This is a genomic window from Butyrivibrio sp. Su6 (genome assembly GCF_900108105.1).
GTDB lineage: Bacteria > Bacillota > Clostridia > Lachnospirales > Lachnospiraceae > Butyrivibrio.
Window position 1 is genome coordinate 155,619 of record NZ_FNUR01000004.1, and the last position, 19,622, is coordinate 175,240.

A 19,622-nucleotide genomic window follows, 5' to 3' on the forward strand; every position below is an offset into this window, starting at 1 on the left:
GGACTTTTTTACATTGTTGTAATCCTTACATCTTCCTGGTAGATACAAAGGTCTGACCGCTTTTGAGCCACATCACGGCAATAAGCAAGTGTCTGCCGTATTTTTTCTGCCAGATTCTCTATTAATGGGACAAAACGAGGTTCAGTAGGAGATACAATAAGTTCGATATGGTCAGAGCGGACTTCTACTGAACGAATAGATTGGTGAGTGCCAAAAGCATCTATATCTTTCTGGTTAGTAAGGTTGGAAAGGTCAAAGAGAAGTTCCGGATTTCGATTTGATGCGACGTCAATCTCATCTGCAAGGCGTATAACCGCAGCCAAATAAGGCGTGCGGATAACGCCGTTTTTTGTCTGCATATTTGGATATTCAAATTCATCAAGAAGATCTGTTTTTCGGTGCCCTCTGGCTACCTGAATTATTGCAAACATAGTATCTTTGTCAAAGATATCAAAAAGCTTGGAGTATTTTTTGATGATCAGTCCACTTAGCTCATTATGCTGTTCTCTGATGATCTGAGCTTCGTTAACTGAATGACTTTCTTTAAGAGTTCCTTTAGATTCCAGTTCTTTTTCAAAAACCTCAAAATCCTTTCGGGATATTCCCATTCCAACGTCGTGAAGATAACAAGCCATCACAAGAACATAGCACTCCAGCGTATTGAGAGCCCATACCTGGTCACCCAGAATTTTATTAGAATAATCCAGAACATCTAAACTATGCAATAATGAATGATCAGTAAAATCCGGAAACCAGGACAGAAAAGACTCTAGCATAGTATAAAGCATGGCTACACTGTCAGTTACTCGTCTATGTAAATCCGGTGCCTCGTTTTGAAGCCTTTTTTCCAGTAGGAAATCATGGGTGTCATTCATCACAATACTCCTATTTGTAAGCTGTCTCATAAGAATAATATATCAGAAAAACGAATAATATTCTACCGTATACAGTACATAAAATAATAGCCAAATAACATAGGAGCTTTATAGTTTATTGCGATATGTTATTATTGATTATATACAAATCATAAATTCACATAATTGCGGCATCATAAAAGTGATTGTGGCGAATTATCATATGAAAAAAAGGGGAAAACTATGCTGAAAGCAGCTTCATTTAATCCGGTTCAGGAAGAAATCACATCAGCAACAGAGTTTGTCGGTAAGTGTTTTAATGAATATAAAGTTCCCGAAAGGGACAAGACTAAAGGCATCATGTTTGTGGAGGAAGCACTTGGAAGTCTGATCTCTCAGGCGGATGGAAAAGGAAAAGTTTTTGTTTCGGTAAAAAAGGTCTTTGGTAATGTGTCTGTTGAAATATCTGCCCCAGGACATGAATATCCGCTTATGGATAATATTTCTATGGCCAAATTAGATAATATTGATGAATATGGGCATGATGCTCAGGATACTATCAGAAATATTGTGCTTAAAACTTTCATCAAGGACTTTAAGTATGTCCATAAGAATGGTTATAACAAGGTTGATTTTTCACTTATCAGGGCTAGAAATTCGCTCTTTTTTATCATGTTATTATCTCTGGTCATATCCATATTAATGGGAACCATTCTATCTATGTTTGCATCGCCGGAGTTTAATAAAGCCCTTGATTATTATGTTTTAACACCTGGTAAAACTATATACATCAATTTTTTAAAAGTAATCATAGCACCGGTGGTTTTCTTTTCGCTTGTATCATGTATAAGTAGTTTTACTGATCTGCGGCAACTTGGAAAATTCGGTAGAAAGACCATGCTTTTATATACAATTACTTCAATTATCGCGGTAATAGTAGGAATAGGTGTGTTCCACATTTTTGAACCCGGGAAAAATGTCAGCATGGCTTCAACTGTGAATACTGTTGCAATTGAAACGCCGGAACTATCCATAAGGGATATGATTGTTGGTATGTTCCCATCTAATTATTTAAGCCCATTTATTAATAACAATATGCCACAGCTGATCATTCTTGCATTTATTACGGGAATAGCAACTGGAATGCTCAAAAATTCTTCGTCTGTTCTTATGCCTTTATTTGATGCTTTTAATGAGCTGTTTATGAAACTTGCCAGTATAATAATAAATTTCATGCCGATTGTCGTAGTGTGTTCGGTAACATCTGTTATCATTACAACCGGCGCCAATACGTTACTTTCGCTTATGGGAATGTTTGCTACGTTTATTGTTGGACTGCTAATAATGATGATCATATATATAGCCATGATTGCTTTTATCGGCCGAATGGATCCAATACCTCTCATCAAAAAGTATTTCCCAACTATGCTACAGGTTTTTTCCATAGCAGCGAGTAATGCAGCAATACCTATAAATATGGAAGTATGTGAAAAAAAACTGGGGGTTAGCCATAGAGCGAGTAGTCTGGCAATTCCACTGGGATCTACTCTTAATATGGATGGAACCTGCGTTCAGCTTGCGGTGTTTGCGCTAGGCCTTGCCAATGTATATGGAGTTGTCACTAGCACCCATGGGCTTATTGCTTTTGCTATTACAATTGTGCTTCTTTCTATGGGGGCCCCTGGACTCCCGGGAGGAACTGCTATATGCCTTGCTCTTTTACTTGAACAGCTTGGAGTTCCCGCTGAAGCTGTCGGAATGGTAGTGGGAATAGGACCGCTTATTGGCATGTTTCTTAGTATGAGTAACTGCCTTGGTGACGTAGTTGTTACAACCATCGTTGCCAAGCTCACAAAAGAGCTGGATATGGAAGTTTATAGAAAGAGCTGATTCCATGATTCCCTGTCTTGTTCTCTTTTTCTCAAGAGTGTATATTAGGTTTGTGCATGATGCCTTTGGGGGAAGGCTAGGTATATTAGAAGTAATTATCTAAGGGAGCAAGAAGTGTATGAAAAATAAATATGGGGATTATGGACACCATCGCAGGAAAAGAAATCCTGATGGAATGACCGTAAAAATCATTATTGCAGCGGTAGTAATCTGTATCTGTGCTGCAATTCTCCTGGTTAAATTATTTGCAAAAAGAAATGCTGAGAGTGAAGCGGCTGAACAGGCCTCAGTTTTGGAGCTGGAAGAAATAAAGGAGCCCATAACGGAGGAGCCTGTGGTTGCAGCATCTGTTGAAGCCTCAGTAAATGAAGAGCAGCCGGAAGAAGCGGCTGTTGAAGCTTCGTCTGAAGAAGAGGAATTAGATATTCAGATGGGAGCCGGGGCAGAGACCGGTGAAGATATTGACATTGCAGATCTTGTGAGTGCAAGTAATGTTGGCGAGAATTCGTCTGTCACTTACGGTATTGATGTATCAAGGTTTCAAGGTACCATCGACTGGGCACAGGTTGCAGCCAGTGGTATTGATTTTGCAATGATAAGAGTCGGATATAGGGATTCTTCTACAGGTGAGATCAAGGCAGATTCCAATGCCAGATTCAACATGCAGGAAGCAGAAAAAAATGGTATCAAGATTGGAGCATATTTCTTTTCCACAGCAGTAAATGCAGATGAGGCGGTAGCTGAGGCAAACTGGGTAAAAGACTATATTGCACAGTATCCGATCACCTATCCGGTAGGGTACAACTGTGAAGGTTTCGACAAGGAAAGCAGCAGACAGTACAGCCTTACTAAAGATGAAAGAAGCAGTATTGCTGAAGCATTTCTTGATCAGATCTATAAAGCAGGGTATACGCCAATTTTCTACGCATCAATGGGAGAGCTGGCCGGAGATGCACAGTGGAACACTTCACAGATAGAGAAGTCATATAAAATATGGATGGCATGGTATAACCAAAACAACTCGAATATTGCGAATGGGCCTGCATATGATGGACAGTGCGCTATGTGGCAGTACACTAATCAGGGAACCGTTGCAGGTATAAGTAAAAAAGTAGATGTAGACGTGGCATATTTTGGATATAACGGTACGGAAACAGCCAAAGATACTTCAGAAAGGGCAACTGCAACAGCAGATGTGGAAGCACTTATGAGTTTTGACACTGTTGATGAGACAGTTACTGCAAAAAACAGCACGAATCTTAGGGATAAGCCAAGTCAGGGCGATGATAGCAAGGTGGTTGTAACATTGCAAAATGGACAGACAGCTCAAAGAACGGGTATCAGCTCCAGTGGTTGGTCAAGAGTGGTGTTTGAAGGAAGCACTTATTATGCAGTATCAAGCTTTTTGACTACGGATCTTACTGCTCCGAAGCAGGAAACAGAACAGCCTGTTACTACTTCCGGCTTCAAGACTCAATTTGCTGATTGCAATGAAACAGTAACAGCCAAGGATATGGTGAACCTAAGGTCAAAGCCAAGTGTCACTGACGAGGACTCAACAGTAGTTGCAACACTATCTTCTGGAGACACTGCAACCAGAACAGGGATAAATAATGATTACGGCTGGTCCAGGGTGGAATACAATGGCCAGACATTATATTGCGTAAGTAGTTACTTAAGAGTTGTTGAGTAATGAGGATGCCCGAAACGTTTTCATGGCACCAATGTATTTTATTTAATTGAAAAAATGACTATAATTAGTATATGGACTGTTTGTAAATGTTTTTCAGCGGATATATCAGGAGATTTTATGAGATCAGAAGCAGATATCATGAAAAGGCTAAATGATGAGATAGACAGTTATCTTACATGCCCAAAGTTTACTGTGGAAGAGCATGCTCACAATGTCACAATGCTGGCGTGGGTCCTTGATATATCCGATGTGCAGTTGAGCGAGATGATTAAAGAAGCCGAGGCGTCTTTTGGCGTCGAAAGTGAGGGGATTACATGACGAAAAGGATAAAAAAGATTCTTTTTAAGAGGAAAATGCAGAGGATTCTAAGGAAAGTCAAGAAGCATGCGGGTGTTATCCTGCTGTTCTTTTTGCCATTTATAGCTCTCTGTATTATTCATCATCTTAAGAAAAAAGCAAAAAAGAAAATAAAGAAAGCAGTTAAGGCTAAAATCCGAGAGGACTTTGATAATAGATTCCACAAGGATGAGACTGAAGAGTAAAAGAATAAATATATGTATCTGGAGGAGTCAGTGATCCAGCAGTTTGAAATGACTCTTTCTATATTCGATCAGCCCTTCATCCTTCATATGAGAGAGCTCTTTTGACATGTTGCTTCTCTCAAGATTAAGGTAGTCTGCGAGTTGTTGCCTGTTGAAGGGAATATCAAATTCTCTGGAGCCGGTCTGTAGTGCAGTGGCATTTAGATAGGATAAAAGGCGTCCACGGCAGCTTTTGGAAGATGTATGGAAACTGCGGCCGGAGAGAATAAGATTTTTTTGCGATGAAATAATAAGTATATTTTTGAGGAGCTTTTCCTTCCAGGGAGAGCTCTTTTTGCTGTTATCAAGAAGGTTTCTGATACTACAAAAGAGAATAGTACATTCTTTGTTTGCCCTGACATCAACAAGAAGAACTTCGCCAAGAAGAGCGTAGGTTTCGGCGAAGTACTGATTTTTCCCAACATGGCTTAAGACGGTACAGTTGCCCCAAACATCGTTGCTTTCAATGGTTACGCTGCCTGAAAGTACCATGCCAATCATGGAAGTCTGTTCTCCGGCGTGGAGAATAATATCATCTTTTTCAAATGTCTTTTCATGGGCGTCAAGAGTTCTAAGGCATGATTCCAGCTCTTTTGCCGTCATTCCAAGGAAAAGCCTGCTTTTCTCTATGTCTTTTATTTCCATTTTTGCTCCTGTAGTAGGTGCTCAGAGTCATAATCCAAATAAAATATCAAAATGTGGTTCAAACAACATACTTGTTAAAAATAGTATATTATACTGACACCATCAAAACAAGGATTGAAGAGAGGATAAAAGATGGTCAGAAAGATAATAAAGATTGATGAAGAAAAGTGTAATGGCTGCGGAATATGTGCAAGTGCCTGCCATGAAGGCGCTATTGATATTGTAGATGGAAAGGCAAAGCTTGTAAGAGAGAATTTCTGTGATGGATTCGGCGATTGCCTGCCGGGCTGCCCTATGGGAGCAATTTCTTTTGAAGAAAGGGAAGCACCTGCCTACGATGAAGCGGCAGTAAAGGCAATGCAGGAGAAGAAAGGATTGGTAAAAGATATGAATGAAATGCAGCATGCTGAGGGACATGGATGCCCCGGTTCAAGGTTTATGCAGCTTAAGAGCAGTGTTCAGATGGATGAGGATCCTGGAATGGACATGGTTTCAAGAATGAGCTCGCATCCCTCAAGGCTGATGCAGTGGCCTTGCCAGATAAAGCTTTTGCCAACACAGGCAGATTTTTATAATGGCGCCAAGCTCCTCATAGCTGCGGACTGCACAGCATACGCCTATGCAAACATGCATGAGGAATTTATGAAGGGCAAGGTTACGATGATCGGCTGTCCAAAGCTTGATGAAGGCGATTACACCGAGAAATTGACTGAGATTATTGCTAATAACGATATTGCAGGCGTTACAATAGTTAGAATGGAAGTTCCATGTTGCGGGGGACTCCAGAGAGCTGCTGAGAATGCTATAAGAAACAGCGGAAAATTCCTTCCATGGCAGGTTATTACAATTTCAAGAAATGGCGAGGTTATTGAGTAAATTACTCAATAAGCAGATAATTTCTAGGAGTTTGAAAATAGAACGTTTATACTGAAATAAAGAGAAAAATAAAAGGAGGCACATTATGGCAGCACTTAATGAAAGAAAAGTAGCAGTAGTAGGTTGTGGATTTGTCGGCTCAGCATCAGCTTTCGCTCTTATGGAGAGCGGGCTTTTTTCCGAAATGGTGCTGATTGATGTGAACAAAGAAAAAGCAGAAGGCGAAGCTCTTGATATCAGTCACGGACTTCCTTTTGCGAAACCTATGCAGATATATTCCGGCGATTACAAGGACGCTGAAGATGCGGCAGTTGTGGTTGTTACAGCAGGAGCGGGACAAAAACCCGGTGAAACAAGGCTGGATCTTGTGAAAAAGAACGTAGGAATCTTTAAATCCATAATTCCTGAGATTGCAAAGTACAATAAAGAGGGAATACTTCTGATTGTGGCTAATCCTGTAGATATACTTACCTATGCTGCAGCGAAACTCAGTGGTTTTCCTGAAAACAGAGTGTTTGGCTCCGGAACTGTTCTTGATACAGCCAGGTTTAAGTATCTTCTCGGCGAGCACCTAAATGTAGACAGCCGTTCAGTACATGCTTTTATTATTGGTGAGCATGGAGACAGTGAGATTGCGGCATGGAGCAGTGCAAACGTTTCAGGAATTCCAATCCATGACTTCTGCGAGATGAGAGGACATTTTGAGCATGAGAAATCTATGAAAAAGATTGCAGAAAACGTAAAGAACAGTGCTTATGAGATCATAGAGAAGAAGGGTGCAACATACTATGGAATCGCCATGAGTGTACGACGTATCTGCGAAGCAATAATCCGAGATGAGAAATCTATACTTCCTATCTCCAGCATACAGCATGGTGAAAACGGCATTGATGGTGTCGCCCTCAGCATGCCTGCCATAGTTGGAAGAAGAGGCGTTGAAGGTTCTGTGCCTATCAGACTAAACGAACAGGAAAAAGAGGCACTGCTTAAATCTGCGGAGACGTTGAAAGCTGTAATTGAGGAATCAATTTAATCCTTGAAACACAGGACAAGAGTATGTTAAATTAAAATAAGAATCGATGCAGTTATATTAAAGAGACATTATCTCCTTATTCTTTAAAAACACTAAAGATTAAGGAGATTTTTTTATTGGCTTGGTTGGTGCGGTTGATGTACTTGTATTGTTCTTTTTGCAGGCTAAACTTCCGGCTGTTGGACTCAACAAACTGTGGCTTGGACCAGCTCTTTTTGCTATGGGAATAGGCGCAGCTGCAGGAGCCAAGGCAACGGAGTATTTTAATGAAAAGAACTACCGCAGGATCGGCGTTTTGTGCGCGGTAGGAGTATCAGTGTCTTTCGCATCAGTGTTTACTGGGAACTATTACCTGATGATATTGGGAGGCTTTATCGGTGCGTTTTCAGACAATTTCCTTCAGGTCAGGACCGATGTTTTTCTGAACAGCATGATACCATCAGAACAAAGAGCAACTCTTATGTCAGTCAATTCTTTTGCATTTTCGATAATTATGATCATATTATCACCAATATTTGGGCTGATGTTTTCATAAGTTACAGACAGAAATTGCCCCCGTCCCTGTGGGTTACATTTTTTAAAAAATACCTTATGTAAGGTATAATATGATTAATAGTAAAAAAGGGGAATGTCGTCATGAACACTTTAATAGCTCCAGATAATAATTGGGCACTTTTATCAATACTTTTTTTGTCCAGTTTTCTAGCAATTTACCTTGAGCAAACGTACAAATGGGCTGCCAAACTTACAGGTGCCATAATAACTTTGGGGATAGCTGTACTATTAACGAATTTTAGGGTAATACCAACCAGTGCTCCTGTTTTTGATGATATTGTATGGGGATATGCAGTTCCTTTAGCGATTCCACTGCTTCTTTTAGATGCCAATGTCATGAAAATATGGCGAGAGACGGGGAAGCTTTTGGTGGTATTCCTTATTGGTGCGGCAGGGACATTTGTTGGCGCTCTTGTTGGAACAGTACTTTTGTCAGATCTGGTGGAAGGACTTCCTGGAGTTGCGGCAATGATGACTGGATCCTATATTGGTGGAGGCGTGAATTTTACTGCCATCGCTGATGCTTTTCACGTCAGTGGAGGTCTTATTTCGGCGACTACCGTGGCAGATAACCTGAACATGGCGGTTTACCTGATGATTCTTCTTGGCATTGCTTCCAGCACTTTTTTTAAAAAGCATTACACCCATCCTCACATCGATAGAGTAGAAAATGCAGGAGTTGATAAGGCGGGTGAAACCCTTGCTGCAAGCTACTGGGAGCGTCACGACATCTCATTAAAAGACATAGCGGCTTCTATGGCATACGCTGTAGTAGTTGTCACTGTTTCAAAGCTTATTGCAGCTTTTTTTGCCGGAGTTATTCCGGATAACAATGGGCTATTAAAGATGCTGAATACTTTTTTCGGAAGCCAGTATGTTTGGATAACGAACGTTTCCATGGTGTTTGCTTCACTCTTCGAGGATAAGGCAAAAGAGATGCACGGTGCCAAGGAGGTCGGGACCTGGCTTATCTATTTGTTCTACTTTGTTATAGGTGTACCTGCTTCTATTATCATGATCATTCAGAATGCACCGCTTCTTTTTGTTTTCTGCTTCATTTTGGTAGTATTTAACATGCTTTTCTGCTTTGTTTTTGGCAAGCTTTTGCGGATAGATCTGGAGGACATCATCCTGGCTTCCAACGCTAATATCGGTGGGCCTACCACTGCAGCGGGAATGGCAATTTCCCTTGGCTGGACAAGGCTTGTTGGTCCTTGTATGCTTGTTGGAACTTTCGGCTATGTGATAGGTACATGGCTTGGTATAATCATTGGTTCAATTCTGGGAGCATAATATGAAACAACAAAAGAATTGTATAGGCACTATGGATTCGTCGGGATTTGTGGAAATTGCAGATGTAGTTCCCGATGTGATATTGGAAATACGGTACTATTCAACCTTCAATTTTATAGGAGACAGAATAGACGGATACCTTAAGCCAACAGCTTTTTTGACAAAAGAAGCTGCTGCGGCCCTTAAGCGTGCAAGCGACAAATTTGTCAAACAAGGATATCGCCTTAAGATTTATGATGCATATAGACCACAGATGGCAGTGGATCATTTCGTAAGATGGGCAAAAGACATAGAAGACCAGCGGATGAAAAAGGTCTTTTATCCGAAAGTTTCAAAGGACAAGCTCTTCGACCTTGGCTTTATCGCAGAGCACTCAGGCCACAGCAGAGGTAGCACGGTTGATATGACTCTATTTGATATGGCTCGTGGATGTGATGTGGATATGGGGGGACCCTTTGACTATTTTGGTAATATCAGCCATTTTGAGAACGCCGACCTTACAGATGAACAGCGTGCCAATCGATGCCTATTGCGTGATGTTATGACATATGCAGGCTTTAGTCCCTACGAAAAAGAGTGGTGGCACTTTACTTTAGCGGATGAGCCCTATCCAGATACATATTTCGCCTTTCCGGTAGAATAGGAGAATCCATCCTTTCAGAAGATATATTCCGGGATTATGCAGGATTATTCATAAATGGAATGGGCGCAATTCTGCCTATATCAAGGAATTTGTGAATGGGGCAGTTTATTTTTGGATTGGTATTCTGCCTATATCAAAGGTATAGGGAATATAGGCAGTTTATTTTATAGTATTTTTTCTGCCTATATTGTAAAAAAGCTTTAGAGAGGCAGAAGAATAGGGCTAAAAATCACTGCCTATATTTATAAAAAGTAAAATAGAGGCAGAGTTATGCCTTTAAAATACACTGCCTAAATTGCAAGAATAAGAATAGTGGCAGAAAAGAGTCACTTTAGATAAGTGATGTGCCTTTACATAATCCGAAATGATTCGTATAAATAGATAGAAACAAATGAATCAAAGGAGGCGTGGATTATGGAAAGAAAATTTTTTGCAATAGCAGTAGCAGCATTAACATTTAGTTCTGTTTCACTTACTTCATTTGCATCAGATATAACACTGGACAGAGCAAAAGAGATCGCACTTGAAAATGCTGGTCTGAGCGAGTCGCAGGTTACTTTTGTTAAGAATAAAAAAGAGATAGATGATGGGAAAGCTCAATATGAAATAGAGTTTGTTTCAGGAAGTACTGAATATGACTATGACATAGATGCTTCAACCGGTAAAATAATTTCTTTTGACCAAGATATAGAAGACTCAACCTATACTACTAAAACTTCCCCCAAGGCCGATAGCAGCGTAAAAGTGACAAAGGATCAGGCACTTCAGATTGCGCTTGATCATGCTGGATTGACTACAAAAGATGTAACACTTCCTAAAGTGAAAAAAGATCATGATGATGGAAAGGAAGTTTATGAGGTTGAATTCCATGTCGGTTTTAATGAGTATAGCTACAATATAGATGTAGCAACCGGAGAAATACTGGATTTTGAAATTGATGATTAGGACTCTTCTCCATATAAATCTACATCAGCAGCCTGCCTTTTGTGTTCTTCATCGATAGCAGCATAATGAGCTGCAGTTGTGTTAATGTCTGAATGACCGAGAACATCTGCAACCATATAAATATCACCTGTTTTGTTATAAAGCGCGGTGCCAAAGGTTCTGCGGAGCTTGTGGGGTGAGAGAGTAGTATTAAGACCTGAGCTCTTCCCGTACTTTTCGACCATCCTTTGTATGCTGCGGACAGACATACGGTTATGCTTTAGCGAGATAAAAAGGGCGCTTTCACTGTCAGTTTCAACGAGAGTGGGGCGCTCATTTATTATGTAATCACGCAAAGTATTGCGGATAGGCTCATTTATCATGAGTTTGGACTCGTTTCCGCCTTTTCTCACAATTTTCAAAGTATTATCTTTAAAGTCCACGTCATCTATATCAAGGCCGGCACACTCAGAGACACGCATTCCTGTATGCAAAAGAAGCGTAATAATAGCCAGATCGCGTTTAGCGGTGGCTTCAGCGTAGATTTTGGCATGTTCGGTAGCTACCTGGGAATTCTCCACAGCATTTACCAGGGATTTTACGTCATGTTGATCGAGCCTGGTTATTGTTTTCTTTGTTATTCTCTTATTTTTGGCAGCTTTCAAAGTAATATCTTCATCAAGAAATCCCTGTCTTGTTTCATAGGCAAAATAATTTCGAATAGCAGCCATTTTTCTCGCTGTTGAGCGCTCATTGAGTTGCCGCGCTGTGATCAGGTGCGTCTGGTAAGCATCAATATCGCGGCTGTTTAATTTTTCAATTATTTCATGAGGAATTGCATTAAGTTTTATTTTTGCAACTATTGGATTGCATATATGAAGATATTCGTAGAAATCCAGCAAATCTCTGGCATATCCAAGAGCTGTTCCAATCTGGTAGCTCAAAACACAGTTATCTATGAACGTATGTGTATGAACCGGTAACTGATCTTTGATTTCTTTGATGTATTCTGATTTTGTCTTTGTTAATTGTTTATAGTATGCGGAGTCTTTACCCATGTTATTCTCCAATGCGTAAATTAAGCCAAAACAGCTAGTTTTTATTAATTGTAATCTGCATGACATAAAACTAGAATTTAACGTCGTGTTAACATTATCATACCATAGGAAGTGTTCTTTTTCAAATAAATGTCATTTTAGGTAGAACATAAAAAGCAGCAGACCATTTTTGATCTACTGCTTCGACTGTCATAAGGCTACTAAAAGCTTTAGTTAAAGAATGCGTTCATGCAGCTCTTGATGATCCGGTGTCAATACTGTCTTTGAATACGACAAATCTATCATAAATATATTCAGTGCTCAGATTAAGAACCATATTAAGTCCTGTAACAAGATAATCGTTCCAATGCAGGTGTTCTACCAGATAATTTCCCCCTATCGTAGTTATAGGAGTAAAAAATGCATAGTACAGTGCCACTTTTAACATCGCTATTGGGACATTGCTGGCACTTTGAAAGGTAAACTTCCGATTCAGCGTAAAGTTCCAAAGAACTGATAAAACCAGTGCTGTCAGATAACATGGCCAATATGGAAGCGTCGACAGCTCTGTAAGCAATGAAAAACTCACAATTTCAATTATTCCTGCAGAAATTGAAAAGAAAACAAACTTAGTTATCCTCACAATTTCTTTTTTCTTTTCCTCACTCATGACCTATTCTTCTCCAATGATTACGTAGATGATTGTAAAATTCACTTATTTAATACCATTTTATCTTTCTCCAGTCAATAAAAAGCCCTGTATTGCGTTTTGACATAAGAAAAGCATACAATTCCACTCTGAAAGCAAAAATCTTTGAATTCATAGAATGCAATTCATATTCCGATTACTCTTCCGGATGCATTTAATATTAAACTGCACATTTTCTGACAGCTAAGGCTGCATCCGTCAGATATCCAGTCACTTATCATTTTGACACTTCCGTGTAAAACAAAGGAGGACAGATATTTTTTTTCATATTCTGTGATAGATGAATTACGCATGGATGCCAGCACAAATTTATTAAAATCCGGTAGTAATGAGCTTTTATCTGATATAGGATTTAAGTTATCTTTTCCCAGAAATAAGATAAAAAAATCCGCATTGTCTTTTATGAACTGAAGTGCATTTACCAAATCATCAGCTATTTTCCGATCCTCGGCTAAATTCTCCATAACCAGAGCGGTTGTTTTAGATATATATATTGAAGCAATTTCGTTTAAAACGTCATATTGACTGCCATAATATTTATAAAAAGTTGTCCTGTTTATGCCGGCTGTCATACATAATTCCTTTATAGTTATCTTTTCTATAGTGATATTTTCAAGCATTTGTATAAGGGAATTTCTTATACGCTCTTTTGTATGTAAAATCTTGGTCTCTCCGGAGGCTGTCATTGATACTCCTTTTCTGAAATCAACAGAAGTCAAATATTTGTCGGTTGAAATCAACACATGATGATTATATTATAAGCAAAAATAAACCGAAAGGAAATATAAGTATCTAAAATGAGAAAGTTAAAGGAAAAAAAGCCACTGATATTCACCGTCTTAATTGCCGTGTTGTGCATGATTATTGCCTTTTTGATAAGAACTATATATATAAATGCCACAGCAGGACCTTATGAAGTTACAAGAAAAGAAATAGCTGATTATTTCAGTACACAGCTTAATACTCAGGACAATACTGTAAAAAAAGGCGTGCAGCAGATTATGCTCGGTACAGTATCAGATAATTACGACACTACGCTTGACGCTTTGAAACATGTTAAAGCTGCCGGATATGATTATATAGAGATAAATGATTTCATGATAGAAAAATCTCCTTTTATAGTAAAGCTTTTGACAAAAATTGGTGGAATGGACATAGGAAACAGCTGTAATCAGGATTGGCATACGCTTATTTATGAGAGCGGGCTCAAGGTAAGCAGTATGCATTCAAATCTCGGTGCAATAGAAGCAGATCCTGAGAAAGTTGCGAATCTTGCAAAAAGCTATGGCACAGACGTAGTTGTTATAACAGGAATGTACAGATTTGATTATAGCGATATAAACGAGGTTGAGAGTCTGGCAGAGCGGTTAAATACTGCAGGAAAAGCTCTGAAAGAACACGGCGTAAAGCTTTTATATCATAATCACAACTGTGAATTGCAGAAGGTTTCAACGGATAAGACAGCTTATGATGTGATTATAGAAAACACTGACGATGAATATGTGAATTTTGAGCTGGACACATATTGGATGACTGACGGAGGCGCTGACGTCTATCCAATAATAGAAAAGCTTGGCTCACGTCTTAAGTACTGGCATATTAATGACAGAGGAAACGCTCAAAAAGGACCATATATGACACCCATCCTTAAAGAAAAGGCCACAGAGCTTGGAAAAGGCAATATGAATCTTAAGGGCCTTTCTGAAGTCATAAAGGAAAATGGTGTTATGGCAGTTATTTTGGAAACTCACATGAACTGGATTGACAATGATCCGGTAAAGAGTATCGAAGTGAGTTCCGAATTCATGAATAAATATTTTTAAACGTGGTTGAGATTCTCCTAAGTTTAGATGAAGCAAAAGCCATCATTACTGGAATATCTCAATCTTGTGAGCTCGTCTTTCGTAAAGCTTACGCTACGTAAACTGCTCTATCCCTCATAAGAAATCGTTGGTTAAAAGTCCCTGGCGTTGATGAACTGTAAGCATCTTTGCTGTAACTTTTATAATTCCGCTCATAACTTTTAGCTATTCTTTGGTGAAGCCTTCGCCACCTCAAATGCATCAGTTATTTTTGATTTCTGATTATTTATACGAGTGAAAAAAATTTGTGGCAAAAATTATTTTATTTTTTTCTTAAGAGCACCTTCAAATCTGCTTCTTTTCGGTTCATCTTCGCAATGGAGGACAACGTCGGTATGTGCATGGGGCATACGTCCATACAGGAAAGGGCCTTTGAGCAGCTGTTTGCAAAATGTTCAGCGTAAGAGCTGGTGATATCCTTAGCTTTTTCCCTGTTGCGAGCCTTTACCAGATAGCAGTCATTGGCATAAAAAGCGCCATAAAAAGATTTCCCATTTGTATAATTTGGACAGATTTCCAGGCAAAGTCCGCACTTTAAACAGTTTGCCACAGCATATTGATGCTCGTGGTCTTCTTTTTCTTTGGGATTGTATTCACCAATATACACGTTGGTGCTCTTTAGTGTTTCGTGAATCACGCTTCTGTCCACTATCAGGTCGTGAACCACGGGGAATTTCCTTAAGGGGCGAAGTACCACTTCATCGCCTTTGAGATTTTTGAGGAAAGTTTCGCAGGCAAGAGCCGGAGTCTCATTTATCACCATGGCGCAAGCACCGCACATGCCCTGCAAGCAGGAACTCTCCCATCCAATGCGATCTGTTTTTTCACAACGGTCATTTCTGATGTCGTCGCCGAAATTAAGCTTGTCCAGTACTCCGGCAATAGATATTTCCTTGGTTCCTTCGTAGTCAAAAGACTCCCAGTAGGGCTCAGAATCAGGGGCTTTTTGCCGTAAAATTCTAATCTTCATAAGTATTCTCCCTGTCAAAGGTTACCAACATGTTTCCTTCATTATAAGAAATGATCGTAGCAGCCCTGTACTCTTCGGTGGCCGTAGGATAGTCGCTTCGATAGTGGGCACCACGGCTTTCCTTACGCGCATCGGCACAGGTGAGCGCAGCAAGAGCCAAAGTCAGTATCCCTTTCAGGCTGTAATTGATGTAAGCAGAGACACTGGAATCATAATGTATACGATCAGCAACTGACAGATAATAGCGCACATCCTCCATGCCCTTAGATAGAGAATCCGCAGAACGGACAATGCTCATGTGTTCTCGCATGGTGTCCGCTAGTAAATCACGGATGTGCATTGCAGCAAATGGGCTATCGGATTCAAGCATCTTTTTAAAGCATTCCTGCTCTGCCTGAATATAGCTATCAAAATTCGCGCGCTCAACCAAGGCGTTTTCTCCCAAAATACTCTCTGCCGCAATCTTTCCACTGTACATAGCCGACAGTAACGAATTGCCCCCAAGTCTGTTGGCGCCATGATATATGGATGCGCATTCGCCCACAGCATATAGTCCCTGGATATTCGTTGAATGGTCCTTGTGCACAGCCAGCCCACCCATAAAATAATGAACAGAGGGTGCCACAGGAATCGGCTCTTTTGAAATATCTATTCCCCTGTATTTGGCACAGATGTCACGGACCTCTGGAAGCCTTGAATCGATCAGCTTCTTGTCAATAAATGAGATATCCAGGAACACATCCCTGCCAGTAGCTATGATTTCTCTAGCGATGAGATCGCGGGTCATTAGATTCCCACCGGGGCCGTACTTATCCTCCATGAAAAAGACCTTTCGATCACCATCTTTGTAAAAGAGCCTTCCACCCTCGCCGCGGACAGCCTCTGAAATCAGCATTCTCTTTTGTGGCGTTTCAAGCGTGGTTGGATGGAATTGGATAAATTCAAGATTCTTTAGGGCTGCTCCTTGCAAAAAAAGCTTTCCCACTGCGTATCCGTCACATCGGTTTGAACCAGTGGTCTTGCCAAAAAGGCTGTTCTGCCCACCGGTCGCCATTACAAGGGCGTCCGCATATACTGGCACAAGCACTCTTGCATTTTCATCATAAAGAAGGGCGCCGTAGCAACGACCGTCGCGTATCAGTGCTGAGTAAAAGTGGTGCCTCATGATTCGGGTTATAAGTCCTGCAGCTTCGAACCTGCGGACCTCCATGACCAGGGCCGAGACAATGTGCTTACCTGTAGAAGAACCGCAGTAATGCGTCCGCTTGTAAGTCTGTCCGCCAAAGGCCCTAAGCACCGGACGGTCGTTCTCATCTACAGAGAACACCGTTCCGATCCGCTCCAGATAATGAATGATCTCTTTTGCATCCGAGCAAAGCCCTTCAACAGCATGACTGCCTGCCAGATAAGCGCCGCCCTTAAGGGTATCCTCAACATGGCACTGCACGCTGTCGCCCTCCTCATGTCTTTCGGTAACTGCATTTATTCCGCCTGCAGCCATTACAGACTGGGACTGCTCCGAAGGTCCAGGGGCAATCAGCTTAACCATCATACCCAATTCAGCACAGTGTATGGCGCACATCATTCCCGATATACCATTTCCAATTATCAGTATTTCCTTCATGCACCAACCTCAAATATGTAAAAACATTGACAACTGCCCTTTTATAACGGCAAATGTAGTTATAAGCAACATAGCAGTCATCATGCACCAGACAATTCTGTCCGCGAGTCTGACTTTCTTTTCATCAACAAGTAAACCTAGGGTGATGCATGCCTTGGATAAAGAGATAGACGTGTGCACTGTGATAACCACGTAAAAAAGAAGTTGCAGTACAAGCAGCATTGCAAAGCCAATCCAGATACCGCTTTCCGCGCAACTTTTCAAAGCTTCGAAAGTCTTTAGATGAACGATAAGAAGCGGAAAAATCAAAGCCGCCGAAATACGTTGGATTATGGTCCTCCTGTTCTTTTGTGGATATATGTCAAGCCTTGTACCGTCACCAAGCAGAAAAACAGAGCACATGCCACAGATTGCATGGGCGCACATCAGCACCACAAGCGGCATGGCAGTGGCAAGTTTTAACGTCGGATTATAATAGAAAGTGATATAAGAAAAACAGTTGTATAACATATGCACCACCAAGGCGAAGGACGACAATAGCCCCAAAACTGCATTAATTTTTTTCAGTATCATTTTTTGACCTCTATCAAAAGTATTATCAATCATCTACTTCAACAATGCCGCCATCCTTTACATTAACAGTCATGCCGGTCTTCACATATGATAGGAATTCTTCGCCAAGGCTATCGATAGTTGGCATTTTAGCCTCTGTCCAGATATCTGCCAAAAGAACTCCCGCAGCGCCAATAGAATCAATTGGGTTTGCAAAAAGCATGCAGGCGGGCTGCCTTCCGTAATCAGCAGCTGTAAATAAGATCATGCCACCAGTGGTTGAACCGATGGTCTGGGGAAGACAGAGTGCTACCCCCGCCATAGGTTTTTTGTATATGTCAGGATTGTTCTGATCTGAACAAGTTGCCTTTTTGTCTCCTGTAAGAAAACTTGTCTGATAACTTGCAAGTGTATTAAAACCGCCATGAGAAACAAGCGCTGTTGCACTGCATTGTCCCGGTATCACTACTCTACCCTTAAACTCTTTCATGATTACATCCTCCCCCTCCCAGTGATCATTTGTAAGATCTTTTTGTCTTCATAGAATCTGCATGAGGTGTAAGTCCTCAGTTTATTGGAATTGGTGATTATTGGAACAGAGTGAACAAGCGGATTATCACAATACATCAAAGGACAAATATAACTAAGTGTCAGATGGATTTCCTCTGCCATGCTCTCTTCTTTGCTTCCCCTGATTGCATCCAACACTCCGGGTGCAGCAGTAAGAACGGTGGGAATCGTTGTAGTCTTTTTTCCACTTTCTTTTACTCCCTCATATATGTCGTGAATCCAGCCTATAAGCTCAGATTTTGAAAGATGAGGACATCCAATGAAGCACATTTTAGGCTTTGCATCTTTGTTCTTCCAAATGATCGGATAACTATCTATTACTCTTTGGATTTCTGCATCGTCTATTACATAAGTCCTGGCATTATCTGCTATAAGGCTCTCTCCCAGCTCAACGGCTTCAGGAGTAAGCTTGTCGATATGATAAAGACCTACTGCGCCATTAGACGCTGTAGCAGCCCCGAAGTTTTTTAAATAATCGCAAACCTCTGGAGTAAGTTCTTTTCCCAGAAAATCTGATAGCCCGTAGACATATGGCACATCTTCCATAACTTTCATGCCTATGGCAGAACCCAGAACCTGCGCGGGCGGAAGCTTAGTTGTCTTAACTTCCACCTTCCAGGTGGCCTTTCTGCCTTCGTCTGTAAGAAGCCCAAACTTTGGAACACATCCAAGAATTGATCCAAAAAGCTCTATGATTCCGGAATTTCTGTTGCATCTTGCTCCCAAAACAGAATTGGCATATACAACTGCCGAGGACTCAGCCCAGCTAAGAATATCGCCTTTCTTTGGCCTGTTGCCCTGCTCATCAAAGTAGCAGGCACACGAAAAACTGTCCTTACTTTTAAGCCCAAGTTTAGACAGCTGTTTTTCATATCTCTTTTGCTCGGAATACATGAATTTATAAAATACAAGATCCTGGATAACATTCGATGGAACGTTCCTATCAAGAGGTCTTGGATCCATCGTGAATTGCTGCTTGGAAATAACCCCTGCACCAATAAGTTCATCCATTAATTTGTAGACAGGATTAATTACCTGAAGACCAAAACTAGTTACAAGATGCCCATATTTACCTGTAACTTCAACCATTTCCTCCGCCCCAAAGAGCTCTCCGTATCTTACCAGAGTCTCCATGATTTTGGCGTAAGTTTCACCCTTTTTGCCGTCGTAGATTTCCTGTTGCTCGCTTGTAAGCCTCATCATACAATCCCCCACCATTCTAATTGCAAAAACAAAAAGCTTATATCGTTATTTAGTTCTGTATTTAGTTTACAGCATCAGGAACATTTTTAGCAATTATCTTGTTGGAAT

At 40.7% G+C, this 19,622-nt stretch carries 21 protein-coding genes; 11 read left to right on the forward strand and 10 right to left on the reverse strand.

The genetic code is table 11. From position 1 onward, the window contains the following. Positions 1 to 8: 8 nt before the first annotated feature. On the reverse strand, positions 9 to 875 hold the full coding sequence (locus tag C4S54_RS06610; protein WP_103868816.1) for an HD domain-containing protein: 867 nt from the start codon (positions 873 to 875) through the stop codon (positions 9 to 11). A gap of 222 nt (positions 876 to 1,097) precedes the next feature. On the opposite strand from C4S54_RS06610, the gene C4S54_RS06615 reads away from it, so the two are divergent. The 4 genes from C4S54_RS06615 to C4S54_RS06630 all read left to right on the forward strand — a co-directional run bounded on the left by C4S54_RS06615 (position 1,098) and on the right by C4S54_RS06630 (position 4,979). Further along, positions 1,098 to 2,744 carry a dicarboxylate/amino acid:cation symporter gene (locus C4S54_RS06615; protein ID WP_103868817.1) on the forward strand — a complete coding sequence of 549 codons (1,647 nt, stop codon included), beginning with the start codon at positions 1,098 to 1,100 and terminating at the stop codon, positions 2,742 to 2,744. 118 nt (positions 2,745 to 2,862) lie between these two features. Beyond that, on the forward strand, positions 2,863 to 4,437 hold the full coding sequence (locus tag C4S54_RS06620; RefSeq protein WP_103868818.1) for a GH25 family lysozyme: 1,575 nt from the start codon (positions 2,863 to 2,865) through the stop codon (positions 4,435 to 4,437). A gap of 117 nt (positions 4,438 to 4,554) precedes the next feature. After that, on the forward strand, positions 4,555 to 4,755 hold the full coding sequence (locus C4S54_RS06625) for a hypothetical protein (RefSeq protein WP_103868819.1): 201 nt from the start codon (positions 4,555 to 4,557) through the stop codon (positions 4,753 to 4,755). Beyond that, on the forward strand, positions 4,752 to 4,979 hold the full coding sequence (locus C4S54_RS06630; protein WP_103868820.1) for a hypothetical protein: 228 nt from the start codon (positions 4,752 to 4,754) through the stop codon (positions 4,977 to 4,979). The genes C4S54_RS06625 and C4S54_RS06630 overlap by 4 nt, the downstream gene beginning before the upstream one ends. A gap of 27 nt (positions 4,980 to 5,006) precedes the next feature. On the opposite strand, the gene C4S54_RS06635 is transcribed toward C4S54_RS06630, so the two are convergent. Next, a complete protein-coding gene (locus tag C4S54_RS06635; RefSeq protein ID WP_103868821.1) occupies positions 5,007 to 5,663 on the reverse strand; it encodes a Crp/Fnr family transcriptional regulator in 657 nt (218 codons plus the stop codon). A gap of 132 nt (positions 5,664 to 5,795) precedes the next feature. Here C4S54_RS06635 and C4S54_RS06640 point away from each other — a divergent pair, with 132 nt between their 5' ends. The 6 genes from C4S54_RS06640 (at position 5,796) to C4S54_RS06665 (ending at position 11,008) form a co-directional block, all read left to right on the forward strand. Continuing rightward, complete coding sequence (locus C4S54_RS06640; RefSeq protein WP_103868822.1) at positions 5,796 to 6,539, forward strand: ATP-binding protein; 744 nt, start codon at positions 5,796 to 5,798, stop codon at positions 6,537 to 6,539. Positions 6,540 to 6,624: 85 nt separating this feature from the next. Next, positions 6,625 to 7,572 (forward strand): L-lactate dehydrogenase, encoded by a 948-nt coding sequence (locus tag C4S54_RS06645; RefSeq protein ID WP_103868823.1) that lies wholly within the window; start codon positions 6,625 to 6,627, stop codon positions 7,570 to 7,572. A 121-nt stretch (positions 7,573 to 7,693) separates the two neighbouring features. Further along, positions 7,694 to 8,107 (forward strand): hypothetical protein, encoded by a 414-nt coding sequence (locus tag C4S54_RS06650; RefSeq protein ID WP_103868824.1) that lies wholly within the window; start codon positions 7,694 to 7,696, stop codon positions 8,105 to 8,107. A gap of 101 nt (positions 8,108 to 8,208) precedes the next feature. Further along, positions 8,209 to 9,420, forward strand: a complete 1,212-nt coding sequence (locus C4S54_RS06655) for a DUF819 family protein (protein ID WP_103868825.1) — start codon at positions 8,209 to 8,211, stop codon at positions 9,418 to 9,420. Position 9,421: 1 nt separating this feature from the next. After that, positions 9,422 to 10,063: a M15 family metallopeptidase gene (locus C4S54_RS06660; RefSeq protein WP_103868826.1), complete on the forward strand. Its 642-nt coding sequence runs from the start codon at positions 9,422 to 9,424 to the stop codon at positions 10,061 to 10,063. A gap of 414 nt (positions 10,064 to 10,477) precedes the next feature. Beyond that, on the forward strand, positions 10,478 to 11,008 hold the full coding sequence (locus C4S54_RS06665; RefSeq protein ID WP_103868827.1) for a PepSY domain-containing protein: 531 nt from the start codon (positions 10,478 to 10,480) through the stop codon (positions 11,006 to 11,008). Here C4S54_RS06665 and C4S54_RS06670 read toward each other — a convergent pair. The 3 genes from C4S54_RS06670 to C4S54_RS06680 all read right to left on the reverse strand — a co-directional run bounded on the left by C4S54_RS06670 (position 11,005) and on the right by C4S54_RS06680 (position 13,353). Continuing rightward, a complete protein-coding gene (locus tag C4S54_RS06670; protein ID WP_160110711.1) occupies positions 11,005 to 12,045 on the reverse strand; it encodes a tyrosine-type recombinase/integrase in 1,041 nt (346 codons plus the stop codon). The genes C4S54_RS06665 and C4S54_RS06670 overlap by 4 nt on opposite strands. 226 nt (positions 12,046 to 12,271) lie before the next feature. Beyond that, the gene (locus C4S54_RS06675; protein ID WP_103868829.1) at positions 12,272 to 12,694 is read right to left on the reverse strand and encodes a GtrA family protein; all 423 of its coding nucleotides are present in this window, start codon (positions 12,692 to 12,694) and stop codon (positions 12,272 to 12,274) included. Between the two features lie 164 nt (positions 12,695 to 12,858). After that, positions 12,859 to 13,353: a TetR/AcrR family transcriptional regulator gene (locus tag C4S54_RS06680; protein ID WP_160110712.1), complete on the reverse strand. Its 495-nt coding sequence runs from the start codon at positions 13,351 to 13,353 to the stop codon at positions 12,859 to 12,861. Between the two features lie 177 nt (positions 13,354 to 13,530). Here C4S54_RS06680 and C4S54_RS06685 point away from each other — a divergent pair, with 177 nt between their 5' ends. After that, positions 13,531 to 14,556, forward strand: coding sequence for a sugar phosphate isomerase/epimerase family protein (locus tag C4S54_RS06685; protein ID WP_103868831.1), 1,026 nt, complete (start codon positions 13,531 to 13,533; stop codon positions 14,554 to 14,556). 301 nt (positions 14,557 to 14,857) lie between these two features. Here C4S54_RS06685 and C4S54_RS06690 read toward each other — a convergent pair whose 3' ends face one another. Genes C4S54_RS06690 through C4S54_RS06710 form a run of 5 tightly spaced genes read right to left on the reverse strand, consistent with a single transcriptional unit; the run spans position 14,858 to position 19,514 of the window. After that, positions 14,858 to 15,565, reverse strand: coding sequence for a succinate dehydrogenase/fumarate reductase iron-sulfur subunit (locus tag C4S54_RS06690; RefSeq protein ID WP_103868832.1), 708 nt, complete (start codon positions 15,563 to 15,565; stop codon positions 14,858 to 14,860). Next, positions 15,555 to 17,189 (reverse strand): L-aspartate oxidase, encoded by a 1,635-nt coding sequence (locus tag C4S54_RS06695; protein WP_103868833.1) that lies wholly within the window; start codon positions 17,187 to 17,189, stop codon positions 15,555 to 15,557. Before C4S54_RS06695 ends, C4S54_RS06690 begins: the two co-directional genes overlap by 11 nt. 9 nt (positions 17,190 to 17,198) lie before the next feature. Beyond that, positions 17,199 to 17,762: a hypothetical protein gene (locus tag C4S54_RS06700; protein ID WP_103868834.1), complete on the reverse strand. Its 564-nt coding sequence runs from the start codon at positions 17,760 to 17,762 to the stop codon at positions 17,199 to 17,201. A gap of 25 nt (positions 17,763 to 17,787) precedes the next feature. Next, positions 17,788 to 18,231 carry an aconitase X swivel domain-containing protein gene (locus C4S54_RS06705; RefSeq protein ID WP_103868835.1) on the reverse strand — a complete coding sequence of 148 codons (444 nt, stop codon included), beginning with the start codon at positions 18,229 to 18,231 and terminating at the stop codon, positions 17,788 to 17,790. Positions 18,232 to 18,233: 2 nt separating this feature from the next. Next, complete coding sequence (locus C4S54_RS06710; protein WP_330405603.1) at positions 18,234 to 19,514, reverse strand: aconitase X; 1,281 nt, start codon at positions 19,512 to 19,514, stop codon at positions 18,234 to 18,236. Positions 19,515 to 19,622: the final 108 nt, after the last annotated feature.